General features: G+C 53.1%; 16 protein-coding genes and 4 tRNA genes. 9 read left to right on the top strand and 11 right to left on the bottom strand.

The annotated features are described in order from the left end of the window. The first annotated feature begins 8 nt into the window (after nt 1–8). From ilvD to ACSHSR_RS19950, 3 genes are all read left to right on the top strand, one after another. On the top strand, nt 9–1,865 hold the full coding sequence (ilvD, locus tag ACSHSR_RS19960) for a dihydroxy-acid dehydratase (protein WP_096142462.1): 1,857 nt from the start codon (nt 9–11) through the stop codon (nt 1,863–1,865). 1 nt (nt 1,866) lies between these two features. After that, nucleotides 1,867–3,420 carry a threonine ammonia-lyase, biosynthetic gene (gene ilvA, locus ACSHSR_RS19955; RefSeq protein WP_096142461.1) on the top strand — a complete coding sequence of 518 codons (1,554 nt, stop codon included), beginning with the start codon at nt 1,867–1,869 and terminating at the stop codon, nt 3,418–3,420. Between the two features lie 127 nt (nt 3,421–3,547). Continuing rightward, the gene (locus tag ACSHSR_RS19950; RefSeq protein WP_045283242.1) at nt 3,548–4,678 is read left to right on the top strand and encodes a pyridoxal-phosphate-dependent aminotransferase family protein; all 1,131 of its coding nucleotides are present in this window, start codon (nt 3,548–3,550) and stop codon (nt 4,676–4,678) included. Nucleotides 4,679–4,721: 43 nt separating this feature from the next. Here the strand turns inward: ACSHSR_RS19950 and ACSHSR_RS19945 are convergent, their stop codons facing one another. Together ACSHSR_RS19945 and creD are read right to left on the bottom strand one after the other, a co-directional pair. Further along, complete coding sequence (locus ACSHSR_RS19945; protein ID WP_044735363.1) at nt 4,722–5,489, bottom strand: phosphatase PAP2 family protein; 768 nt, start codon at nt 5,487–5,489, stop codon at nt 4,722–4,724. A gap of 168 nt (nt 5,490–5,657) precedes the next feature. Then, nucleotides 5,658–7,079 (bottom strand): cell envelope integrity protein CreD, encoded by a 1,422-nt coding sequence (creD, locus tag ACSHSR_RS19940; protein WP_025010066.1) that lies wholly within the window; start codon nt 7,077–7,079, stop codon nt 5,658–5,660. A gap of 272 nt (nt 7,080–7,351) precedes the next feature. Between creD and ACSHSR_RS19935 the strand changes: the two genes are divergently transcribed. Beyond that, entirely contained in the window at nt 7,352–8,317 is a 966-nt protein-coding gene (locus tag ACSHSR_RS19935) for a DUF3187 family protein (protein WP_037436802.1), read from the top strand. Nucleotides 8,318–8,380: 63 nt separating this feature from the next. On the opposite strand, the gene ubiK is transcribed toward ACSHSR_RS19935, so the two are convergent. Then, on the bottom strand, nt 8,381–8,635 hold the full coding sequence (gene ubiK, locus ACSHSR_RS19930) for a ubiquinone biosynthesis accessory factor UbiK (RefSeq protein ID WP_025010065.1): 255 nt from the start codon (nt 8,633–8,635) through the stop codon (nt 8,381–8,383). 261 nt (nt 8,636–8,896) lie between these two features. Between ubiK and rep the strand changes: the two genes are divergently transcribed. Next, entirely contained in the window at nt 8,897–10,909 is a 2,013-nt protein-coding gene (gene rep, locus ACSHSR_RS19925) for a DNA helicase Rep (protein WP_071238982.1), read from the top strand. Between the two features lie 21 nt (nt 10,910–10,930). Here rep and ACSHSR_RS19920 read toward each other — a convergent pair whose 3' ends face one another. Beyond that, nucleotides 10,931–13,579 carry a sensor domain-containing phosphodiesterase gene (locus tag ACSHSR_RS19920; protein ID WP_418074369.1) on the bottom strand — a complete coding sequence of 883 codons (2,649 nt, stop codon included), beginning with the start codon at nt 13,577–13,579 and terminating at the stop codon, nt 10,931–10,933. 221 nt (nt 13,580–13,800) lie between these two features. Between ACSHSR_RS19920 and ACSHSR_RS19915 the strand changes: the two genes are divergently transcribed. The 4 genes from ACSHSR_RS19915 to ACSHSR_RS19900 all read left to right on the top strand — a co-directional run bounded on the left by ACSHSR_RS19915 (nt 13,801) and on the right by ACSHSR_RS19900 (nt 14,330). After that, nucleotides 13,801–13,877: transfer RNA gene (locus ACSHSR_RS19915), tRNA-Arg, on the top strand. A gap of 44 nt (nt 13,878–13,921) precedes the next feature. After that, a tRNA-His gene (locus ACSHSR_RS19910) sits at nt 13,922–13,997 on the top strand. A gap of 132 nt (nt 13,998–14,129) precedes the next feature. Then, nucleotides 14,130–14,206, top strand: a tRNA-Pro gene (locus ACSHSR_RS19905). Between the two features lie 47 nt (nt 14,207–14,253). Further along, nucleotides 14,254–14,330 (top strand) — tRNA-Pro (locus ACSHSR_RS19900). Nucleotides 14,331–14,497: 167 nt separating this feature from the next. On the opposite strand, the gene ACSHSR_RS19895 is transcribed toward ACSHSR_RS19900, so the two are convergent. The 7 genes from ACSHSR_RS19895 to ACSHSR_RS19865 form a co-directional block, all read right to left on the bottom strand. Next, nucleotides 14,498–15,823, bottom strand: a complete 1,326-nt coding sequence (locus tag ACSHSR_RS19895) for an IS4 family transposase (protein WP_479631076.1) — start codon at nt 15,821–15,823, stop codon at nt 14,498–14,500. A 106-nt stretch (nt 15,824–15,929) separates the two neighbouring features. Beyond that, on the bottom strand, nt 15,930–17,849 hold the full coding sequence (locus tag ACSHSR_RS19890; protein ID WP_062793964.1) for a bifunctional diguanylate cyclase/phosphodiesterase: 1,920 nt from the start codon (nt 17,847–17,849) through the stop codon (nt 15,930–15,932). Nucleotides 17,850–17,857: 8 nt separating this feature from the next. Then, nucleotides 17,858–18,565: a transglutaminase-like cysteine peptidase gene (locus ACSHSR_RS19885; protein WP_025010063.1), complete on the bottom strand. Its 708-nt coding sequence runs from the start codon at nt 18,563–18,565 to the stop codon at nt 17,858–17,860. A 17-nt stretch (nt 18,566–18,582) separates the two neighbouring features. Then, entirely contained in the window at nt 18,583–19,188 is a 606-nt protein-coding gene (locus ACSHSR_RS19880; RefSeq protein ID WP_025010062.1) for an OmpA family protein, read from the bottom strand. Beyond that, complete coding sequence (locus ACSHSR_RS19875; RefSeq protein WP_045283240.1) at nt 19,188–20,591, bottom strand: TolC family outer membrane protein; 1,404 nt, start codon at nt 20,589–20,591, stop codon at nt 19,188–19,190. Before ACSHSR_RS19875 ends, ACSHSR_RS19880 begins: the two co-directional genes overlap by 1 nt. A gap of 33 nt (nt 20,592–20,624) precedes the next feature. Continuing rightward, complete coding sequence (locus ACSHSR_RS19870) at nt 20,625–22,007, bottom strand: HlyD family type I secretion periplasmic adaptor subunit (RefSeq protein WP_045283239.1); 1,383 nt, start codon at nt 22,005–22,007, stop codon at nt 20,625–20,627. A gap of 1 nt (nt 22,008) precedes the next feature. Continuing rightward, the gene (locus ACSHSR_RS19865; RefSeq protein WP_028780118.1) at nt 22,009–24,180 is read right to left on the bottom strand and encodes a type I secretion system permease/ATPase; all 2,172 of its coding nucleotides are present in this window, start codon (nt 24,178–24,180) and stop codon (nt 22,009–22,011) included. Nucleotides 24,181–24,207: the final 27 nt, after the last annotated feature.

Raw genomic sequence — 24,207 nt, 5'->3', positions numbered from 1 at the left:
ATTGAGCAATGCCCAAACTCAGATCAGCAACCAGTACCGAAGGCCGCAACATGGCCGGAGCCCGAGCCCTTTGGCGTGCCACAGGGGTCAAGGAAGGCGACTTCGGTAAGCCCATTATCGCCATTGCCAATTCTTTCACTCAGTTTGTCCCCGGTCATGTGCATCTGAAAGACATGGGCTCTCTGGTGGCATCGGCCGTCGAAGAGGCCGGCGGCATCGCCAAAGAGTTCAACACCATAGCGGTCGATGATGGCATCGCCATGGGTCATGGCGGCATGCTCTATTCCCTGCCTTCCCGTGAACTGATTGCCGACAGCGTCGAATATATGGTCAATGCCCACTGCGCCGATGCTCTGGTGTGTATCTCCAACTGCGACAAGATCACCCCCGGCATGTTGATGGCGGCGCTGCGGCTCAATATCCCCGTGGTATTTGTTTCCGGCGGGCCTATGGAAGCGGGCAAGACCAAACTGTCCGATAAGCTTATCAAGCTGGATCTGGTGGATGCCATGGTGGCGGCGGCCGATGACAGGGTATCCGATGCCGACAGCGAGAAAATCGAACGCAGCGCCTGCCCAACCTGTGGCAGCTGCTCCGGCATGTTTACTGCCAACTCGATGAACTGCCTGACCGAGGCGTTGGGGCTGTCGCTGCCGGGCAACGGCTCCATGTTGGCGACCCACAGCGATCGGCGCGAACTGTTTCTGGAGGCGGGCAGAAGAGTGATGGCGCTGGCCAAGCGTTACTACTCGGATGATGATGCCTCGGTATTGCCGCGCAATATTGCCAACTTCAAGGCGTTCGAGAATGCCATGACCTTGGATATCGCCATGGGAGGTTCTTCCAACACTGTGCTGCACCTGTTGGCGGCGGCTCAGGAAGCCGAAGTGGATTTCACCATGACGGATATCGACCGTCTCAGCCGCAAGGTGCCGCACCTTTGCAAGGTGGCACCTTCGACCCCTAAATACCATATGGAAGATGTCCACAGAGCCGGTGGCGTAATGGGGATCTTGGGTGAGCTGGAACGCGCCGGTTTATTGCATACGGATGTTAACCATGTGGCTTCTGATGATGGCTCGCTTGAGTCTGTGTTGGCCAATTATGATGTGATGCGCACCGAGTCTGCGAAGGTAAAAGACTTCTTCCGCGCCGGTCCCGCGGGGATCCCTACTACCCAGGCCTTCAGCCAGGATTGCCGCTGGCCATCACTGGATACAGATCGCCGCGAAGGTTGTATCCGCAGCCGCGAGTTTGCCTTCAGTCAGGAAGGGGGCTTGGCGGTACTGTCCGGTAATCTGGCCGAGCATGGCTGCATAGTGAAAACCGCCGGGGTGGATGAATCCAACCTGAGGTTCAAAGGCGTGGCTAGGGTATATGAGAGCCAGGACGAGGCCGTTGCCGGGATCCTCGGCGGTGAAGTGGTCGCCGGGGATGTGGTGGTTATTCGCTACGAAGGCCCCAAAGGTGGCCCTGGCATGCAGGAGATGCTTTATCCCACCAGTTACCTCAAGTCCCGCGGTTTGGGCAAGGCCTGCGCCTTAATCACAGATGGCCGCTTCTCCGGCGGTACCTCAGGGCTGTCCATAGGCCACGTGTCACCGGAAGCCGCCTCAGGGGGCACTATCGCCTTGATTGAAAATGGCGATGCCATTGAAATCGATATCCCGGCCCGCAGCATCACGCTTAAGCTGAGCGATGCTGAGCTCGCCCGGCGCAGTGAGGCGATGCAGGCCAAGGGGCCTTTGGCCTGGAAGCCTTTGGCACGGGTGCGCCCTGTGTCGCTGGCGCTCAAGGCTTATGCCATGTTGGCCACCAGTGCCGACAAGGGCGCCGTGCGCGATCGCACTAAGTTGGAGGGCTAGTATGTTGGCGCTGGCATCCAAGAGTCAGCTGTCGCTGGCCAACTATTATCTGCAGAAGATCCTCTTGTCCCATGTCTATGATGTGGCGCGGGTTACCCCGCTGTCGAGTCTGAACAAGCTGTCGGCCCGCCTGGGCTGCCAGGTGTTTCTCAAGCGCGAGGATATGCAACCGGTACACTCGTTCAAACTGCGCGGCGCCTATAATCGTATCGCCGCCTTGAGCCCCGCTGAGTGCGAAAACGGAGTGGTATGTGCCTCGGCCGGTAATCATGCCCAGGGCGTTGCCATGTCGGCTTCGAGTCGCGGCGTCGACGCCGTGATAGTGATGCCAACCACCACTCCGGACATCAAGATAGATGCGGTGCGCCGCCTCGGCGGCAATGTGGTGCTTCATGGGCAGTCGTTCGATCAGGCCAATCAGTATGCCATGTCGCTGGCCCAGGATGAGGGGCGGGTGTTTATTCCACCCTTCGATGATGAGGCGGTGATCGCCGGGCAGGGCACGGTTGCCCAGGAGATGCTGCAGCAGCAAAGAGATCTTGAAGTGGTGTTTGTGCCAGTGGGTGGCGGTGGCTTAATCGCCGGAATTGCCGCTTACTACAAAGCCGTGATGCCTGAGGTGAAGATTATCGGCGTCGAGCCGGAAGATGCCGCCTGTCTCAAGGCAGCGCTGGAAGCGGATGAACCTGTGACGCTGGAGCAGGTGGGTTTGTTTGCCGATGGGGTGGCGGTTAAGCGTATAGGTCAGGAGCCTTTTCGATTGGCGCGGGAATATGTCGATGAAGTGGTGACCGTCAGCTCGGATGAAATTTGCGCCGCGGTCAAGGATATCTTCGAAGATACCCGCGCCATTGCCGAACCGGCCGGTGCTTTGTCGCTGGCCGGACTGAAAAAGTATGTCGGTGACAAGGGCAAGGGCGAGAAACTGGCGGCGATTCTCAGCGGAGCCAATGTCAATTTTCACAGCCTGAGATATGTGTCCGAGCGCTGCGAACTGGGCGAGCATAAAGAGGCGGTGCTGGCAGTGACCATTCCGGAAAGGCCGGGCTCCTTCCTGCATTTTTGTGAACTGCTGGAGCGGCGGGTGATGACAGAGTTCAACTACCGTTTCAGCGGGCGCGATCGCGCCGTGGTCTTTGCCGGGATCCGTCTTAGCGAAGGTGCCAGCGAGCTGCAGGCGATTGTCTCCCGCCTGGAGAGTGCCGGTTTTGCAGTGCAGGATCTTTCTGCCGATGAAGCGGCCAAACTGCATGTGCGTTATATGGTGGGCGGCTTGCCACCCGAGCCTTTGGAGGAAAAACTGCTCAGCTTTGAATTCCCGGAGCATCCGGGGGCCTTGCTGCAGTTTCTCACGACATTGAAGAGCAAGTGGAACATCAGTCTATTTCACTATCGCAACCATGGCGCCGCCTTTGGGCGGGTGCTGGCCGGCTTTGAAGTGCCCAAGGCCGATGAAGCCGCCTTTGGTCAGTTTCTGGATGAGTTGGGGTTTGTCTGCCAGGACGAGACGGATAACCCCGCCTACCGGCTGTTTCTGGCGCGTCCAGGCCAGTGAGATCCTGAAAGGGAACAGGTCGACTGTCTTCGCCAAAAGCAGGGGCAGTCCGGCGGCCAGTTTTATGCTATGGTCTTGAGTTATTATTCTAATCCGTACCCTGAAACCTCTTGTAAGGAGAGCCAAGATGTTTGCTGCACCCTCGGTTAGCGCTTTCAACCCTCCCCGCCGGATCCTGATGGGCCCCGGCCCTTCGGATGTCTATCCTCAGGTATTGGCGGCGCAGTCGCGGCCGACGGTCGGGCATCTGGATCCTCTGTTTGTGGCCATGATGGATGAGCTCAAGAGCCTTATTCAATATGCGTTTCAAACCCGTAACGAGATGACTATAGCGGTATCTGCCCCGGGCAGCGCCGGTATGGAGACCTGCTTCGTCAACCTGGTGGAGCCGGGCGAAAAGGTGATTGTCTGCCGTAACGGGGTGTTTGGCGACAGAATGCGCCAGAACGTCGAGCGGATTGGCGCCGAGGCGGTGATGCTGGATTTCGAATGGGGCACAGCGGTTGACCCAGAAGTGGTGGAAGCCGCGCTGAAGGCGCATCCCGATGCCGCCTTCCTGGCCTTTGTGCACGCCGAAACCTCCACCGGCGCGCTTTCCGACGCCAAAACGCTGTGCGCCCTGGCGCGTGAGCACGGCTGTCTGTCGATTGTCGATGCCGTAACTTCCCTCGGTGGCGTCGAGCTCAGAGTCGATGATTGGGGCATAGATGCCATCTATTCCGGCAGTCAGAAGTGCCTCTCCTGTGTGCCTGGGTTGTCTCCCGTGTCCTTCTCACCGGCCGCTGTGGCCAAACTCAAGGCGCGCAAGAGCCCGGTGCAGAGCTGGTTCCTGGACCAGTCCCTGGTGATGGGTTATTGGAGCGGTGATGGCAAGCGCAGTTATCACCACACGGCGCCTGTTAATGCCTTGTACTCACTGCACGAAGCGCTGCGGTTACTGGCCGAAGAGGGGCTGGAAAATGCCTGGCAACGTCACCGGGATATGCACCTTTTGCTGCGTCAGGGGCTTGAGTCCATGGGGCTCGAATTTGTGGTGGCCGAGCAGAGCCGCTTGCCGCAACTCAACGCGGTTTATATCCCGCAAGGTGTCGATGATGGCGCCGTGAGAAAGCAGCTGTTGGATAACTATAATCTGGAGATAGGTGCCGGCCTCGGCGCCTTGGCCGGAAAGGCTTGGCGTATCGGCCTGATGGGTTACGGTGCCAGACGGGAAAATGTTGCCCTGTGCCTGCGGGCCCTGGCCGAAGTGCTCAACTGATCCTATAGATAAACGCCCCGTTCAATGACGGGGCGTTTTCGTTTCAGCCTTTACTCACAGCCCCTGTGAACCAAGGTTCCAGGCGGCGATAGCTGTGGCTGCCGACATAGATAGCCAGGGCCGACAATATTCCTCCCAGCAGGGTCGAGGTCAATACATCGACACTCCAATGCATCCCCAGCAACATACGGCTCAGCCCCATCAACAGCGCCCAGCAGATAAGCAGCGCCGGAAGCCAGAGATTGTTGTGCCTCAGCAGAAAGAAACTGCTGCACATAGTCAGGGTCACGGCAAAAATGGTGTGGCCGGAGGGAAAGGAAAACCCAGTTTCTATCTGCCAGTGGCGCTGGATCTGTGCCGAGATGGGCATATCCAGCGGTGATACCCCGGGAAGAACCTGTGCCAGCAGTTCCCTGCGGGCGTACTTGTCTATGCTGTAGAACTCCTTGATATCCAGATGCTGCTGGTGGGACAGCCATTCGATATAGGGCCGGGATTCTGCAAATACCAGCTTGAGCTGTTCATTGAGCAGCAAACACAGCACCAAGCCCAGCGAAGTGCAGAACATCATCTTCAGCCAGCTGCCCCTTGGCAGGATAAAAAAGCTGATGGCAAACACCAACAACACGGTGCTTACGCCCCAGGGCGCCGAACCGGACACGGTTAACCAGTACCAAAACTGAGCGGCGGCGCTATCGAGATTGAGCCAAGGGAAGAGCGGCTCTGACAGGGAAAACAGCGCCAGCGGCAAGCTGAGCAGAAACAGCCAACAAATGGCCAGAGAGGTCAAAGGGACGGCTGCATATTTCATTAATACACCCTTATCGGAACGGATAAACCGCCATTGTGCCAGAGGGGAGGAACGCGGCAAGCATTAATGGCGTCCTCCGTCGAAGTAGGCCCTTTGGGCGGCAGTTTGTCAGCACACTTGTAAAAAAACGGCTGCCCAAGTGTGGCAGCCGTTGGTTGGCAGTAAATACTACTCTTCAATTTGTTGGTGACGGGTGAGGTACATTAGCACCAGCATGATCAGTACCAACAGTCCGGTTCCCATCAAGAGGGCGTAATCTTCCAACTGGAGTATGGAGTAGAGTACGCCGTAGAGACTCGCCAGCATGGCCGCAACTATAGCTCCTTGGCGTCGACTGCCACTGGCACTGGCGACATAAAGTGGAATGCTGAGCAGGGGAACCGCCGCGGCCACCAGATAAGCGGTTAAAAACAGCAGGTGTTCTGACAGCGACAGCAGCAATAGATAGAAGAGGCACATGGCGCCACCCACCATCAGATACTGTACTGCGCTGAGGCGTGACTTGTTGCCCAGCTCGAAGATCAGCAGCAGTATGTAGGTCAGTAAGATAAAGAGTATGCCGTACTTGAGTGACCTTTCTATCTTGCCGTAGTGAGTCACGGGTTCGAACAGGGTAACACTGGCACTGATCTCGGTAAGATCCCGGCCATCACTGGCGCGGAATACCTGAGGGAAGTTACGACTCAGATGGCTTATCTGCCAGTTGGCATCAAAACCTTCAGTGCTGAGATTACGGCTGGCGGGCAGGTAACCCTGGAAGCTGGGATGCGGCCAATCGGCATGGATATCTATCTGGCTCAGTTCCGCCAGCGGTAGTACCTCCAAGCCTTCAGAACCCCTGAGGCTGAGCTGGAAGGTCAGTTGATATTCACCTTGGCTCGGATCCAGCGCTATGGTGCGATGAAAGCCGCGGCCAAGGCCGCCTGTGTTATCCAGGCCTGTACCTGACATCAAGCTGGGCATGCCCTGCTCTCCAGCCAGATTAAAACGGCTGACAGTCTCAATAGCCTGGTTGGCTGAAACGCCGAACACCAGCCGGGCCTGGTTATAATCAAAGCCGAGTAAGCCTGGGATATTGACCTTGGGCAGTTCGAAGTTGGCCTGACCCTTGACTTGTCCCAGATATACGAGTGACTGATAGATACCGCGATGGCGGAATTCGTGCTGCAGACCGGCATCCAGTGTCATGCCTTTGGGCAGGATCAAGAGTTCATCGCTGTAAACCTGGCGACTGCGGTGCTGTTTGCCGTCGATATTGCTGTCGGAGATCACTTCATAGCGAAACGGCAGTACCAAAACCGGACCGGCCAAGGTTTGGGAATCGCCCCAGGTGTGGCCTATCTCGCGCACCACTTGGCGATAGAGGCTTTCTCTGTCCTGGCTGAGATCCTGGATCATCCCAAGCGGTATCAATGACAACAGGCCCACCATGGCCACAGCAAAGAGTTTGAGCGTTAATTTGGATTTGAATTGAGGCAGCGCCGCTTGGCCGTTTTGTTTCTTCATCACGCTTTTCAGCAGCAGATAAGCCCCGAAACCCATGGCACCAAGAAAGGCCAGCGCTACCACCAGGACGATAATTTCAAACATGAGGTATGTTCCTTTAACCTATAGTGGCAGTATTAGAACAGATTTGACCTGACATATCATGACAAGTCACTGATCAATAATGGCGAAATTATGGCACGGCCCTTTTTGCCCCGGTCTGATTTGGCTTCTTGGATGTTATGCTCAAGGGATTCTGCTGTTACTGTCACATTTATTATGACAATGTGGTCGTGATTGAATCATCTATAATGAGTGTGAATCAATGCTGCAGTCATTTAAAATAACCGCCTATACAATCTGCTGTGAAGATACCTATGAAGAACTTTTCCAAAATCTGTTGGTTGCCGTTTTTTTTTAGTTTGCCCCTGCATGCTGAACTGGCCGATTTTGATGACTATGGGCCGCTGCGGGTCTATGCCCAGTCTCCCCTGCAATCCAGTAGCCTGGCCCCCATGTTGCGCTCGGGCTTTTCCATGGCTGAGGGACAAAAAGAATGGTATCTGACCGGTAACATCGCCAGTGTGTGGGCCGAGACGGACGATTATCTGGCCGATTACTATCACAACTCCTTAACTGGTGGTCTCAAGTGGCAAATCGATGACCGTTGGATGCTGGACGCCAATTACACTTGGCGTTTCAGTGGCAATAACCACTTGGATTCGCTGACCATGTGGTTCCACGATTCCTTCGGTTTCGATCAGAACGGTCGTGAGCATCAGCCGCGAAACCAGAATCAGATTTACTCCAAGCAACACGGTATCGATCTCAGTGATTTTGGCGGCAAGACGATGAATAACGCCTTCAACGTCTATCTGGGGTATCAACTGCTGCAAAATGAGCACCACGGCCTGTCTGTGGGGGGCAGCCTGTATTACAACTATGTGGGCTCGGGGCCTTTTGCCAATGAGAACTTTGAACAGGCGTTGCAGCTTAATTACAGCTATCGCAACGGACGGCACAACTTCCATTCAACACTTGGTCTGAGCTTTCGTCAGGACGAAGAGGTGTTGTCGGATGTACCCTATAAGTCCAACGCTTTGATGGTCGGCCTGGGCTATGAATACCGTGTCGGGCGTCATGGCTGGATGCTGGAGTACCACAGATACGAGGGAATGGCCGAGTCGGATGACGACTTCTCTGAAGCCTCAAATGAAGCCTTGCTGGGCTACCGTTATTATCTGGATCGCAGCGCCATAGAGTTCACTGTGATTGAAAACTTCCTCAACATGGATAACAGCACGGATATCGCCTTTACTCTGGGCTATCGGCATATGCTCTAATTTAGCCGTGTTGAAACATAAGGCCGCTCATGAGCGGCCTTATCCATTTTGGGGTGAGAGGTATTACTCTGCCTGTTCAGCCTTGGCTTCCAGTGCCTCGACTCTGGCTTGCAGGGCTTCCAGCTTTTCGCGGGTCTTGAGCAATACATGCTGCTGCACTTCAAACTCTTCCCGGGAGACCAGATCCAGTTTCAGCAACTGGTGTTGCAGTACTTGCTTGCTGCGCTCTTCAAACTCGCCGGCAAATTGCTTCAGCCCTGAAGGCAGGTTTTCGCTCAGCTGTTTGGCCATTTCTTCAATTTTCTTGGGGTTGATCATCTCTTTAATCCACTGGCAAGGTTTTAACTGATTGTAACTTATAGGCCGTACTGAACCCAAGGTTAACCTAAGGAAGGTGCGAACAAGTCCCATGTGTGCTCTGCGTCGGCTTACAGGCCGGATGCAAGGCGTGGTTCGCAGCAAATGGCCCTAGTCCTTTGCAAGAAGCACTTCCCTAAGGGGATTTTGGGGCTGCCTCCGGCACTGATTCTGGTATGATCTCAGCCTCTAAACCTTCCTTGTGTGAGATATCGATAACCCATGAAGCTCAATCCTGCCCAGAATGAAGCCGTCCATTATGTTTCCGGTCCCTGCCTGGTATTGGCTGGAGCCGGCAGTGGCAAAACACGGGTTATCATCAACAAGATAGCCCATCTGGTGCAGAAGTGTGGTTATCAGGCCAAGCATATCGCCGCTGTGACTTTTACCAACAAGGCAGCACGGGAGATGAAAGAGCGGGTGGCTCAATCCATGGGCCGTAAAGAAGCAAGGGGGTTGTGGATCTCTACCTTCCATACCCTGGGGTTGGAAATCATCAAGCGTGAACACAAGACTTTGGGCCTAAAGGCCGGGTTCTCTCTGTTTGACGATCAGGACACCTTGGCTCTGCTTAAAGAGCTGACCCAGGACGAGCTACAGGAGGACAAAGATCTGCTGCGGGCGCTGGCGACCATGATCTCCAATTGGAAGGGGGGCTTGGTGATCCCGGATCATGCCCGCAAGATAGCCAAGGGTGAACAGGAACAACTGTTCGCGCTCCTTTATCAGCGTTACGCCCAGCATATGAAGGCATACAATGCGCTGGATTTTGACGACCTTATCCTGCTGCCGACCCTGTTGCTGCGGCATAACGCCGATGTTAGAGCCCGTTGGCAGGCGAGGATCCGTTACCTGTTGGTAGATGAATATCAGGATACCAACACCAGCCAGTATGAACTGGTTAAATTACTGGTGGGAGAGCGGGCACGTTTTACTGTGGTGGGCGATGATGACCAGTCCATCTACTCCTGGCGCGGTGCCAAGCCACAAAACCTGGTGCTGCTGGGCAAAGACTTTCCCGAGCTCAAGCTCATTAAGCTGGAACAAAACTATCGCTCCAGTCAGCGAATATTGCGGGCGGCCAATATTCTGATCGCCAACAATCCCCATGTGTATGATAAGTCGCTGTTCAGTGAGTTGGCCTATGGCGAGCCGCTGCGGGTACTGTTTGCCGCCAACGAAGAGCAGGAAGCGGAACGGGTGGTGGCCGAAATTATTCGCCACAAGTTTATGGGCAAGACCAGTTATGGCGAGTACGCCATTCTCTATCGGGGAAATCACCAATCCCGTTTGTTGGAGCGGGCGCTGATGACCAACCGTATTCCCTACAAGCTCAGTGGTGGTACCTCATTCTTTGCCAGAGCCGAAATAAAGGACATCATGGCCTATCTGCGCTTGGTGGTGAACCCGGATGACGACAATGCCTTCTTGCGTATCGTCAACCTGCCCAAGCGCGGAATTGGCCCGGCTACTTTGGAAAAACTGGGGAATTTTGCCAATCAGAAGCATATCTCCATGTTTGAGGCGATTTTCGACGCTGAATTGAACCATCATCTGCCACCGGCGGCCATGGGCTCACTGTATGAGTTTGGTCGTTTCATTGTCGATACCGGTGAAATCGCTCAGCGTGGTGAAGGGGTTGATGCCATCAAGCAGTTGATCCGCAAAATCAACTATGAAGACTATCTCTACGAAACCAGTGCCAGCGCCAAGGCGGCCGAGATGCGGATGAAAAATATCTCCGAGCTGTATCACTGGGTGACAGAGATGCTGGCCGGTGACGATCTGGATGAGCCCATGAGCCTACCCGAAGTGGTCAATAGGCTGACGCTCAGGGACATGATGGAAAGAAACAATGAGGATGAGGGCGGCGATCAGGTGCAGTTGATGACACTGCACGCCTCCAAGGGGCTGGAGTTTCCCTATGTGTTTATGGTGGGAGTGGAAGAGCGGATTCTGCCGCATCAAACCAGCATAGATGAAGACAATGTCGATGAAGAGCGGCGTCTGGCTTATGTTGGCATCACCCGGGCCCAGAAAGAGCTGTGGTTTATGCTTTGCCGTGAGCGGCGCCAATTCGGCGAAACCATGCGTTGCGAACCCAGCCGCTTTTTGATGGAACTGCCTCAGGACGACCTTATCTGGGAAAACCGCAAGCCGCAGCAGAGTGAGCAGCAACGGATGGAAACCGGCAAGGCCAATATTGCCAACCTGCGGGATATGTTCAAGAAGTAAGCCTTGGCTTCAAGAACCGACTCAGGCACAAACCTGGGTTGCCGTATCTATGACCTCGGTGTTGTTGCTGTCAGCGGCGCTCAAGCGACTCCCCAAGGCTTGTCCCTGGCCTGAGTTAAAGCCCATTTGCGCCAGTTGCTGTTTCTGCTCTTGGGTATTGACGCCATCCAATACCAATTCAAGCTCCAGCGCGCCGGCACTCAAGCGTATCGCTTTGAGCAAGCGTCTGTGGTGGGGGCTTTGCAGATGTGACACCAGGCTGGCATCCAGTCTCAGCACATTGACAGGCAGGAAGGATAGGCTGATCAAGGGGCTGTAACCACTGCCGTAGCCTGTGATCCCCAGAGTGACCTGCAAGCGTTTGAGCACTTCAAAGCCGTTGATATGGTTTTCCAGATCCCGTGACAAGGATTGCTCGTTGAAAAACAAGCAGAGGTCGTTAAGCGGGAAGCGGCAGTTTCTCAGGCAGTTTTTCAGACTGCGCAGCGCGTGTTTATGTTTGAGGTGCTGGCTACAGATGGCCAGATGCAACTTGGTACCTGCGGCCAGTTGCAGCTTGGGAAGTTCGCTGTTCAGCGCCTCTATCGCATACCTGTCCAGTTCCAGCTGTAAGTTGGCTTGCTCTGCCAAATTGGCGAGTTGTTGCTGTTTGATTTTGCCGTGTTGTGGATGAGGCCAATACAGGCGTACATCCAGTGCCTGTAGCTGCCCGGTCTTAAGATCCTGCACCGGGAAGTAACTGAGCCGAATTTGCTGGGTATCCAGGGCGTTTCTCAGTTCATTTTCCAGGCTCACATCCTGCATCAGTTGCTGATGCGATTTCTCATCGAATACCACATAGCAACCCTTGCCTCGGGTCTTGGCCATATACATGGCGGTGTCGGCATCCCGCAGAATGGACTCGCTGGTGTCATCTCTGTGATGACCACTGACGGCTATACCGATACTGGCGCCTGAGTTGAACTGTTTATCGGCCAACTCGTAGGGGCGCGATAGCTCTTTGAGGATCCGCTCGGCGACTTCCTTGGCATCGTCGGCCGTGCGTAACCCGTCCAGCAAAATCACAAACTCATCGCCACCGAGACGAGCGAGGGTGTCGTTGTCGCGAATACAAAACTTGAGGCGGATGGCTGTCTCAACCAGAAACTTGTCGCCTTCCAGGTGTCCCAGGGTGTCGTTAATCAGCTTGAAACGGTCGAGATCGACGAACAGCAGAGCGAACTTGTCCTGCATGTGTCGGCGATTATGCTTAACGGCCTGGCTCAAACGCTCCATAAACATCAGCCGATTGGGCAAGCCTGTCAGGGCGTCGTGTTTGGCATCATGCAGCAGTTGTTGCTCTGCCTTTCGGCGCTGGGAGATCTCTTTTTGTAACTCTTGGTTGGTGGTGGCCAGCTCGCGGGTGCGCTCCAGGATCTTTTCTTCCAACTCTTCGTTGCTGCGTTTCAGTGCCTCGGTGGCCAGCTTACGCTCTATGGCCGTAGCTATATGCTGCGACACAAAGGTCAGCAGCTCAAGATCCTTGAACTGATAGTTCTGGTGCATGCTGAAGCTATAGATAGTCAGGGCGCCGGCAATTCTGTCCTGAATAAACAGTGGCACACCAATCCACTGGTGCATGCTCTGGGTGTGATTGAGCTCAGGAGCCTTGCTATATATCTCTTTGGCGCACACCAGAGATTGGATATCACTCTGATCCAGTAATACGGGGCGTTTCAATCTGAGCAGGTATTCCACCAGTCCGTCCATTAAGGGACGGCATTTGGGTGGCTGGTCACTGAGCTGGGAAACATAGAAGGGAAAGTGCAGCTCAGTTGCCGTGTCGTCCAGCAGGGCTATGTAACAGTTATTGGCGGGCAACAGATGACTGAGGACCCGGTGCAGCTCGGTATAAAACTCGCTGTCATCCAGGTTTGAGGAGGAGAGCTCGGCGATTTCAAACAGGGACTTTTGCAGTCTCTCGGCGCGGCGCCTCTCATAGACCTCCTGTTTCAGCTTATCGTAGGCCTGGCTCAGCTCCTGGGTTCTCTGGGTGATGGCTTGTTCCAGTTGTTCATGATGCCGTAATCGCTCCATGGCCCCGGCTATGTGGTGGCTGATGAAGGCCATCAGCTCAAACTCCATCTCGCCGTAGGAACTGGCAGGATTGTAGCTCTGTACCACCAAGACACCGATTGCTCTGTCATTTTGCATTATCGGCACGCCGAGCCACTGATGACAGGGGGAGCCGAGGGACATGATTTCCCCGGCGGCGGCCAGCTCTTCAGCTTTGCGCTCATCACACAGTAGGGGCTTGGCCGTTCGCAGCACATAACCGGTGAGACCCCGCATTAGAATTTCAGATAGCTCCTGTTCCGGATAGAGCTCAGAAGGGTGGGAGTCTTTTTCATCGGAGAAAAACGGCAGTTCCAGATGTTGTCTTTGGGCATCGAGCAGGGAGATATAAAAGTTGTCGGCAGGGATCAGTTGTTGAAGGTGCAAGTGCATGCCTTGGTAGAAGCTCTCCATTGAGGTTGCCTTATTGGCAATATTGGAGATCTCCAGCAGCGCGTTCTGAGTGGCTTCGGCTCTTTTGTATTTGGCCGCCAGTCGTCTGAGTCTGGCAACCCTTTTTTCTAAACTCGAGACTTCCTGAGCCGAATGCTGATGGAGAGTTTCATCCCTAAACATGTTATCCGCCAAGGAATAATTGCAATATAATTGTTGTGTGGTTTTCAATCAAAGGATAGGAATAGCACGAAATACGGTATTATCCAAGTCAATTTTTTGGCTGGTGTCGGATAATTGTTGTGCTATTTAAGTCAAAACTTGAGCAAACAGCCGAAAAAAAGCAAAACAGGTGTAGACGCGGGGAGTAAATCCTCCTACTATATGCGGCGCTGACACGGCGGGCGCCCATAGCTCAGCTGGATAGAGCGCACCCCTCCGGAGGGTGAGGCCGAGGGTTCGAATCCTTCTGGGCGCACCAGTTTGATTCAACTGCTGTGCCAGTCAGTGAAAGAAATATCAGTGGTGATTGTAGCTCAGTTGGTAGAGCCCCGGATTGTGATTCCGGTTGTCGTGGGTTCAAGTCCCATCAGTCACCCCACTTCTTTCGTGAAGCGAGTCAGCTTCAAATCTTACGGTGATTAGCGCAATTGATAGCGCCTCCCGGTTTGGAAACCAGAGTGGAGCAGAGGGTGACCCTCTTCCTTTCAAGGTGCCCAATAAAGCAATATTTCGGTGATTAGCGCAGCCTGGTAGCGCATCTGCTTTGGGAGCAGAGGGTCAGAGGTTCGAATCCTCTATCACCGACCAAATTTGATTTGTCTGACTTTACGTCGGGTAAAAGCTGGAAAGTATTTCGGTGATTAGCGCAGCCTGGTAGCGCATCTGCTTTGGGAGCAGAGGGTCAGAGGTTCGAATCCTCTATCACCGACCAAAACATTTAAGCCCCTGAGAAATCAGGGGCTTTTTTGTTGATTTCTTAGTACTCAACGCCTTCCTTTTTTCATCTTCTAGATGCTTACTAGATGCTTAAGTGTCTTGGGTCTTCGCTGTCTCTAGCAGCTTCTGGTAAAGGAAAGGCCCCCCGAAGGGTAATGCCGTTCACTTAGTGTGAACGGCATTTTTCTTAGGCTTAATGGGATACTTGTTTTTACTCATTTTTAACGCACGTGGATAGGCTCTATCCCGTTTCCCATCAAGCTTGAACTGCCTCGCATTACGCACTATGTCCAAGACCTCTCTCGGAACATTCCCAGGCATTTGAGATGACAGCTGAGTCAGTTTAAAAATGATATAACTCGATGCATCTCTAAAGCTTAATTGGTTCGGATGTAACGACGGTAAGCTCTTAGCCATCAACACCATCTTGTATCTGATGAGGTTATAGGCCAATAGTACCCCCCACAATTCTTGGATAACCAACTCTGGCAATTGACTACGCAACGTAAAGCGACTCTCCAGAAGATGCTGCTTCATCTCCCGATAGCCCACTTCTATCTCCCATCGATGGGCATATAAATCCGCTATCTCTGCCCCCGGATAACGCAAGGGGTCTGTTAATGAGGTCAAAATGGAAACCGACTTACCTTTTATCGTCTTTGTCAGTAAGCGAGCTTCAATATTGTCAGGTAGCATAGGCCACTTCTTTCTGGCTTGAGGCGTGGTGGCTAACTGCACCAGTTGGTCGTGTTTTCCTAAAGAGCGTACCACTTCATATTGTGTCCCTTTCTTCAACGGCAGCAGCCAGTGACTGTTCGGTTGAGCCTGTTGCCAGGCGTGCAAAAGCCCCAACGAATAAAAGCCTCTGTCAAACAGCGTCAGGCTGTTATTGGGTATGCTTGATATCAGTTCGGCGGCTAAATTCATTTCACTGACAGCAACAGAATCAAAGGCACTGTTCAATACCAGGTGGCTGCTTAACTCCATCATGCAAACCATGCGAATTTGAGGATAGGCAGCATCACCAGAAGCGTTGGCGGTTTTGGCGAACACCTGATTGTTTTGCTCACTATCAGGTGTTCGCCACACGACACCATCGACACCGTAGAGGTTGAGCCCACACCAATGAGGATGCTCTGCTCTTTCATGCCAGGTCTTGGCACTTCGCTTAAACACATCCTGAACAACGTCAGAGCCCAATCGCTTACGCGCTTGCGTGACAGCACTGCGCGCAACGTAATCCACCTCTTGCGGTAAGACGATATCAAGCTTATTGATGAGTGAACGGACGGACTCGCCTCTGAACAGAGCCATACCAATCACCGCCCAAATCATGGCATCCATAGGTAACTTACGTCGTCTTAAACTGGCAACACCATGTGAATCAAGGCACGACTGAATTAACTCAGGCTCAAGTACATCGGCCAGACAGGTGAATTCGGTAAGACGATTGATATGAGTACGCGCCAAAGCTTCTGAAAGTTGCATAAAAAAATCCGATGACATGGGTCATCGGATTTTGATCCTTTCAGTGAGATCGTCAAGCGATCTGTCTTAACTGATCGGCATTACCCCGAAGGGAGCCTTATATCAGTTACGCAACATTCACCGGCGGTGAAATAAAGCCTTGGTATGCTTGGGTCTTGAGTGGCGTAAAGCGCTCCAACTGACCTTTCTCCTGAATACCTGTGACTATCACATCGATTTCCAGTCCTCGGGCCACGTTCACCAGTGCCCGGCACAGTTCGCTGTTGTGCTGGTTTTCATCATATTGTGCAAAGGATTGATCCAGCTTGACGTAAGCCGGCCGCAGGCTTTGCAAATAAGACATGGAGCCGAACTGACGGCCGAAGTGGTCTATCCCTATGCTGGCGCCATTGTCGCGGATAACGGTACACAGCGCCTGGCAGGCATCGATATCGGTATAGATGGCGGCTTCCGGTAATTCAAAGGCCAACCGGCTTGCATGGCGACTGTTACGCAGGAAGTGATTGAGCCATTCGTGGAACTTGGGATCGCTGATGCTGTGATGGGTGAGGTTAACCGCAACTGCTTCGGCATTTTTCTCCAACAACTCATCTTCGCTGATCTTTTCAATCAGGCAGCGGTCGAGCAGGCTACCCAAGGACAATAGCTCGACATAAGGCATGAACTGGCCGGCGTGTACCAGTTTGTCACCTATCTGCAGCTGACAGAAAAGCTCCCGCTGCAGTACGTTGTCTGAGTCCTGATAGTGCACTGGCTGCCAACGGAAACGGAACTGCTTACGGTTAATTGCTTCGGTAAGCTTGTCGCGCCATTGTTCGCGACTGAACAACTGCTGCTCATTGGTCTCCAACCAGTGATAAACCTTGCCTTCCTTGAGGGCGATTTGCAGGGCATTGTCCGAGCGTGCCAGCAGTTCTGAGCTGTTCATCTGTCCTATGCGCTCGGCAATACCTATGGCGTAGTCTTCATTGGGTTTGCAACCCGCCTTGACCATTTCCTGGTTGATGGTGCGGATCAACGTCTGCAGATACTTACTTAACTGTTCACGCTCAACATTGGTGACCAGGAAAGCAAATTCATAGGCGGCGATACGGGCAATGACAGATTCACAGATTTCGCCCAGCTCATGCTGCAGTTTTTCCGAGAGTAGCTTGATAGTTTCGTCTCTTACCTGATAGCCATACTTGCTATGCACTTCTTCGAGCCAATCGAACTTGGTCATCATCAGGGCACCGCTGCCGGGTTCACCGAGCCAACCACCAATTCGGCCCATCATATATTGACGGTTGGGTAGGTTGGATACCTGATCCACCAGATTCTTCTTCCTGAGTGCGGTAACTTCTTCGTCCAGAGAGCTGAAGATCTTCTTCAACTGGGCCGACATGCTGTTGAAGGCGTTAACCACATCCCTGAGTTCCAGGGTTTTGGGGAGCGGCATATCCGGGCCGAATTCCCGTTTGGCAATGCTCTTGGCGTGTTCGGCAATGGCATGCAGTGGACTGAGGATCCAGGTCAGGCCCAGACGGGCGAATAGAATGGCGACCAAAAACAGGATTGAAAAGGCTATCAGGGTGTGGCTCATAATGCGCCACAGTTCATGGTAGCCGAAACCCGGGTGCGCGGTAATTTCCAACTTGGCCAACTGCAACCAACCCGAAGTGATGGTGCTTTCCTTGCGTAACGGGGTGAAGATCCCCAGATCGATAAACCATTGGGGCACATCTTCGATGCGGATATTGTTATTCCAGACCTGCTGTTTACCGTCGACCAACCAGGTGAGTTTCACCTCTTGGTAATAGCCACCCTCGAAGATGACATTCACCATGGTTTCTGCGGTGGCGAGATCACCGGCCTCCAGCGATGGAACCAACATCAATCCCAATGAATGGCTGACATTATTGAGGTCCGACTCCATCTGCTCGGTCAGAAAGTTCTGGGTCTCATTGAATTGCACATAGCCCACACTGGCTACAACCAAGAGAAACAGCCCAAACAGTAACGAGTATATCTGTCGAAACAGTGTCATTGCTGTAGCTACTCCAGTTTTAATTTTGGCTGACGTAAGCGATCAGCCCCTAATCTGTGTCTCAGGTCATTCCACTTTTCCAAGCGAGCGGATGAGCCTGCCAATACACCGCGTCCTTTCTCTTTGTTTAGCCACAATTGCTTACCGTTAAAGCTGTACACAGGGATCAGGTCTCTGCGTTGAGTTGCCGGTTTGAGCTCGCGATCCAGGTTGTCCAGAATAAGAGGAACAGAGGAGGGCGTCTCATAATAGGCCAGCACCATATGGTACTGATTAACACTGGTTGCCTTAACCATGGTGATGCGCATCTTGTCTTCAGGTATGCCCAACTGCAGCAGAGTGAAGTATTTGGCGATGGAGAAGTCTTCACAGTCACCACCATTTACTCCGATAAACTCTAAAGGGGTGGCCCAGTAGTTGGCCATCCCCCAGAGCTTGATATCATCTACAAAGCGAAACAGGTTAAAGAAGTTGTTTACCTTGGTGATTTTCCCCATATCGTCCAACCCTTGCGCCTCGTCCAATATCTTGAACCAAGCTCTGGCTCTGAGGCCTGCCCGCTCGCCATAACGAGCTTCCAGTGTCCTGGTAATGCTGTTGGGGTCGAGCTGTTGGGTTGAAGCGGCGTACAGGCATGACACTGCTAGAGTCGATGCCAGTACTGTGTAATGGCAGACCCGTCTGAGCAGTGAATACTGGTTGAGCCTGCCTGTCATATGGGGATATCAAGGTCCTATTTCACTTCTTGATCCACAGTGTAGATGTTCCACTTCATATCGGCCATAGTGTCTTCGCCTGTTACTTCGGCGATCACTCGGCGGTTACGTTTGTGGGCCAATTGCGTATCTGTTGGATCTACTGGTCTATCGTAACTGTAACCTATGGCTGTCAGTCTATCGGCAGTGATACCGAATTGATCTTCAAGCACTTTGGTTACGGCGTTTGCCCGATTCTGTGACAGCTCGAGGTTATGCTCATAGCTGCCGGTACGGCTACAGTGTCCTTCAATCGTCACCTTGGTGCTGGGATATTGCTTCATAAAGTCAGCAATAACACCAATTTGATCATAGTACTGAGGATCTATGTAGAAGGAGTCGTTGGCAAAGAGTATTTTCAACTCGGAACGCTCATTGATAGGCTTGATCTTACCACAACCATAGTTATCAATGTTGGCACCTTCAACGGTACCTGAGCAGCGCTCACGGGCTTCGATAACACCGTCTCTGTCATTATCATTGAGATCGTTGACCTGAGCTGTCGGCTGATCCATGGAAACCGTGTCACGCATTGAGCAGCCCGCCAGTATGGCGACGCTAAGCAGGGTGATAAAGAGTTTCATTATTTAACTCCTCCTTCATATTCACGCTCCCCTTTCCATACATCGGGGCGAGTGACTCTAAGCGAGTCTAGTAGTTGACCTGTGGCATTGAGTACGCGGTATTTGGCAATCACTTCGTCGTACTCGGCGGTCAGATAGTCTTTTCTGGCTTCAAACAGCTCATTCTCGGTATCCAGCAAGTCGAGCAGGGTGCGCTGACCCAGGTTGAACTGCTGTGAGTAGGCGACTTGAGTGTCCTTGGCTGCAATGACATGCTCGCGAATATACTGCTTCTGTGGCCCCAGGAACTCATAAGCGTTCCAGGCAAGGTTGGCGCCTTCAACCACTTCACGATAGGCGCGCTCACGGATCTCTTTCGCTTCACCTATCTTGTAGCTGGCCTCTTTCTCACGAGCCAAGTCGCGGCCACCGGCGAACAGGTTATAACGAACCCTGACCATGGCCAGAATGTCATTGTTGTAGCCGCCGACATTTTGGCTGGCGATACGGCTAAAGCCGTCTTCACCGTCCAGGTTGTTGTTCAGGTTGCCTTCCACCTCCAGCGTGATCTTGGGGTAGTAGTTGGACTGAGCCGACGACTTCTCATACTCGGCGGCGCGAATATCACTGGTGGCCGACTTGAGAATAGGATGGTACTCCTGAGCCATCTTGATACTGGCATCTATATCTGCCGGCAACATATCGGCATCCGGAACCGGTACTATCAGGTCTTCCGGCTGCTGATGGGTGATGCGGAAAAACTGACTCTTGGCATCGAGGAAGTTATTGCGCGCCGACACTACGTTGGCGTTGGCACGGGCCAGACGACCTGTGATTTGCGACAGATCCGCAGTAGAACCCAGGCCCGAATCAGTACGCTGCTTGATCTGCTCGTAGATATCCTGGTGGCTCTTGAGGTTCTTCTCTGCCAGTGTCAGCACCTGCTCGGTACGTATGTAGTTGATATAGACCTTGGCAACATCCAGCGCCATATCTTCGGCAGCGGCAAACAGCGCCCATTGATCGGCACTGGCTTCGAAGCTGTATCTGTCGACTTCACTGCTGGTAAAGAAGCCGTCGAACAGCATCTGCTTGATGCTGACACCGAATTCGCCTCGTTTGAGTTCAATTTCATCATCCAGGGTGCCGGCCAAACGGCGACGAGTGGCCGGACTGTCTGTGTATTCATAGCCGTAGCCACCGGTAATATCTACCGTTGGCATATAACCGGCTATGGCCTGGTTCACCTGCTCTTCACGAGCCTTGAAGCGGTTAAAGGCGAGCCGTAGTTCCGGGTTGGTATCCAATGTCTGCGCTACGGCTTGTTCCAGGGTCTGACCAAACCCTGCCGTGGGCAACATCAGCCCGGTAATCGCCAGTGCCAAGGCACTGGGTTTCACCAGCCGAGTAACTTTCTTGTTCATGCTAAACCCTCCAGGTTTATTGTGACTTTGAGCCTAGCGTTCTCTTAACGCTGTTTCTTTGGCCCTTAGAATGGGATTAAGTATGTACTCAAGGACAGTTCTTTTCCCGGTAATTACGTCAACAGAGGTCAACATGCCGGGAATAATGGGCATCTCAGTGCCATCGTCTTTAATTAAACTGGACTCTTCGGTCCGCACTTTTACCAAATAAAAGCTGTTGCCTTCTTCATCCTGAGTAGTGTCTGCACTTATCTGTTCCACAGTGCCTTTCAACCCGCCGTAACGGGTAAAATCATAGGCGGTAACCTTAACTATGGCGGGCAGCCCCGGATGCAGGAAGGCGATATCCTTTGGCAAAATTCGGGTTTCGATTAGCAATTGGTCTTCGGAAGGAACTATCTCCATAATATCGATACCTGGCTGAACAACGCCGCCCAATGTATTGATATTTATTGTTTTAATGGTTCCGTTGACCGGTGAAGTGATAACGGCTTTGCTGACTTTATCCTTGGTTCCCACTTGGGCCTCATTCATTCTTGCCAGCTTGGCCTGCATTTCATTGAGTTGTGCGCGGGAATCGGCGGCGTAAACCAATACCGCTTCCCGGCGCTTGAGTATCGCCTCATCCATGTTGGCTTTGAGCTTAGGGCGCATTACTCTGAGGGTCGCCAGCTCGCCTTGAATGTCGTTAACTGTACGTTCCAGCTTCAAGAGTTCCACCTCGGGCACTATGCCTTTCTGTGCCAGAGGTTTGGTCAGTTCCAGCTCGCGGCTGACCAAGCGATAACTGGTACTCAGGGTGCCGATTTTTGAGGTTAACTCTTCGGTTTCCTGCTGCCGCTGCTGGATTTGCCTTGCCTGGATTTCGACCTGGTTGCTGAGGTTGTCCAGACGGCCGGCGTATTCATCCTGTTGGCGCTTGACCAGCTCAGGCTCCTTCTCGGCCAGTTCGGCAGGAAATACCAGCGGGATCTTGGTGATCTTGAGCTGTTCCCGCCAATCGTTGGCCATGTCTGAGATAAAGATACTGTTCAGCTCGGCCTGCAGGCGAATAACGTTGGCCTGCAGGCTGTAGACCTCTTGCTCCTGCTGGGCGGCATCGGAACGGAAACGTGTGTCATCGATGCGAACCAAGGGCTCACCCTGTTTGACCAGCATGCCTTCTTGAACGTACATCTCTTTCAAAATACCGCCGTCCAGACTTTGGATGACCTGTACCTGGGAAGAGGGGATCACTTTACCCGTGCCCTTGGTAACTCGGTCGAGAGAAGCGAAATAGGCCCAGGTGAGGAAGCAGAGCATCATTATCGCCAGCGACCAGATGATCAATCTGTGGCTGGTGGGAGCATCTGTCATCATGGCGCCGTAGACATCGTCTACCATTTCCAAGTCATCAGAAGTCAGGTGCTTATTCATATTACTTGCCTCCTGCCATCAGCCCTTGGTTGAGCTTTTCGAGCACCTTATCCTTAGGACCGTCGGCAATGATGTGGCCTCTATCCATCACTATGATGCGATCCACCAGATTCAGCAGGTGCATCTTGTGAGTGATGATCAGCAAGGTTCTGTCTCGGCTGACATTATGCATTGAGCGCATGAATTGCTTCTCGGCTCTGGCATCCAGGCTGGCTGTGGGTTCATCCATCAACAGCACGGGTGGGTCATTGAGTATGGCTCTGGCCAAGGCCACGGTTTGCCGTTGGCCCCTGGACAGAGAGTGGCCGCCTTCACCTACCTGTTGATCCAGGCCTTCCGATTCCATATCGGTAAACAGGTTGACCCCGGAAAGCTGTACCGCTCGGATCAACTGGTGCTCGGTGACCTGACGGGTGCCGAAAAGAATATTGTCTCTGACCGAACCGTGGAACAGGGTGACATCCTGTGGCAGATAACCGAAGTTACGGCGTAGATCGCTGGGGTGGATCTGGGCACTGTCTATGCCATCGTATCTTAGGCTGCCGTTACTGGGTTTGAATAACCCGACCAGCAGCTTGGCCAAGGTACTCTTACCGCTGCCATTACGGCCGATAATGGCTATCCGCTCGCCGGGGCGGATCCTCAAGGCGAAGGGATGCAATACAGGTTTTTCCGAACCAGGGTAACTGAAGCTGAGGTCGTCGGCTTCTATCTTGCCCATCAGGCGCTGTTTGCTGACCAGGTGGCCTTTGTTTTCAAACTCATCTTCCTGGGTCATTATCTGATCCAGCTGTCTCAGCGCGCTGGCCGTCTGGTTGGCTCGAGTCATCAAGCCGGCCAGTTGCGCCATGGGTGCAACTGCTCTGCTGGCAAGCATCACAGCGGCAATGATCCCACCCATGGAAATATCATTGTCGGCAACCCGGTAGACGCCGAGAATGACTACACTGACGACGGTCAACTGCACCACAAAGTTGGCAACGTTGGCCACTGAGTTGGAGAGCTTTTTCGATCTCAACTGCCAGTTGGCAGTGTGGCCTATCATCTGCTGCCAGGCTTTTTGTACCAGGCCTTCCGCGCCGTATGACTTGATGGACTCCAGAGAGGCCAGACTTTCGATTAGATGGCCGTGTTTGAGGCTGGCAAATTTATTGCTTTCCTCAATGGCAGTCTTGAGCCTGGGCTGAATGATCAGGGTATAGCTGATGATGATTAAGCTGGCGATTAATGGGATCAGTGCCAGATCGCCGGCGACCAGATAGATGATCAACATAAACAGCAGGGCGAAGGGCAGGTCGACCAAGGTGGTGATGGTCGCCGAGGTAAGGATCTCCCTGATACTGTCAAACTCACCTAATTGACGCGCCATGCCGCCGACACTGGCCGAGCGGTTTTCGAGGGGAATACCGATTGCCTTATAGAACAGTCGCGACGAGACGATGATGTCGACTTTCTTACCGGCAACATCGATAAGGTAACTTCTCAGCTGTCTCATGACCAAATCAAACAGATAAGCAATACCGGCTCCGATGGCCAGTACCCACAGTGATTCGAATGCCAGGTTGGGCACCACTTTATCGTAGACGTTCATGATAAACAGCGGTGAAACCAGGGCAAACAAGTTCACCAGGATTGAGGCAATCAGTGCATCACGATAGATGGGGGCCGAGTCTTTGATGGTTTGCAGCAACCAGTGTTTACTGTGGTCGTGATGATAAACATCAAACCCCATATCGCCACGGTACTGCTGTTTAACCAGAAACAGATAGCCTACATAGAGAGTTTCCAGCTCCTCCATGGACAGGCGTTGTTCGCCGCCGGTTTCAGGTAATTGGATCACGGCATGCTGTTGCTCCAGATCCAGCTCGCGAAGAATGCAGGCTTTCTTGTCTTTCAAAAGCAAGATACAGGGAAGCTGAATAGCAGTAACCTGATTCAAGCCTTTACGGGAAAGCTTGGCGGTTAGGCCGGCCCTTGCAGCTGCCTGAGGTACCAGTTCCGGGGACAGAATAGCCGAAGACAGGGGCAGGCCTGCCGCCAGAGACTCACTGGAACAGGGGCTGCCAAAGTATTCCGTCAATAGAACCAGACTGTCGAGCAGGGGATCCACAGTGACTCGCTGGGAAGCCGAGATAGTCCATTGCTCAGGTTTAGGTGAAGCGGATGCGGTCACAGAACGACTTATCCTTTCGTTTTATAT

The sequence above is a fragment of the Shewanella sp. VK101 genome (genome assembly GCF_056497865.1).
This window is presented reverse-complemented; position numbering and strand designations above follow the sequence as displayed.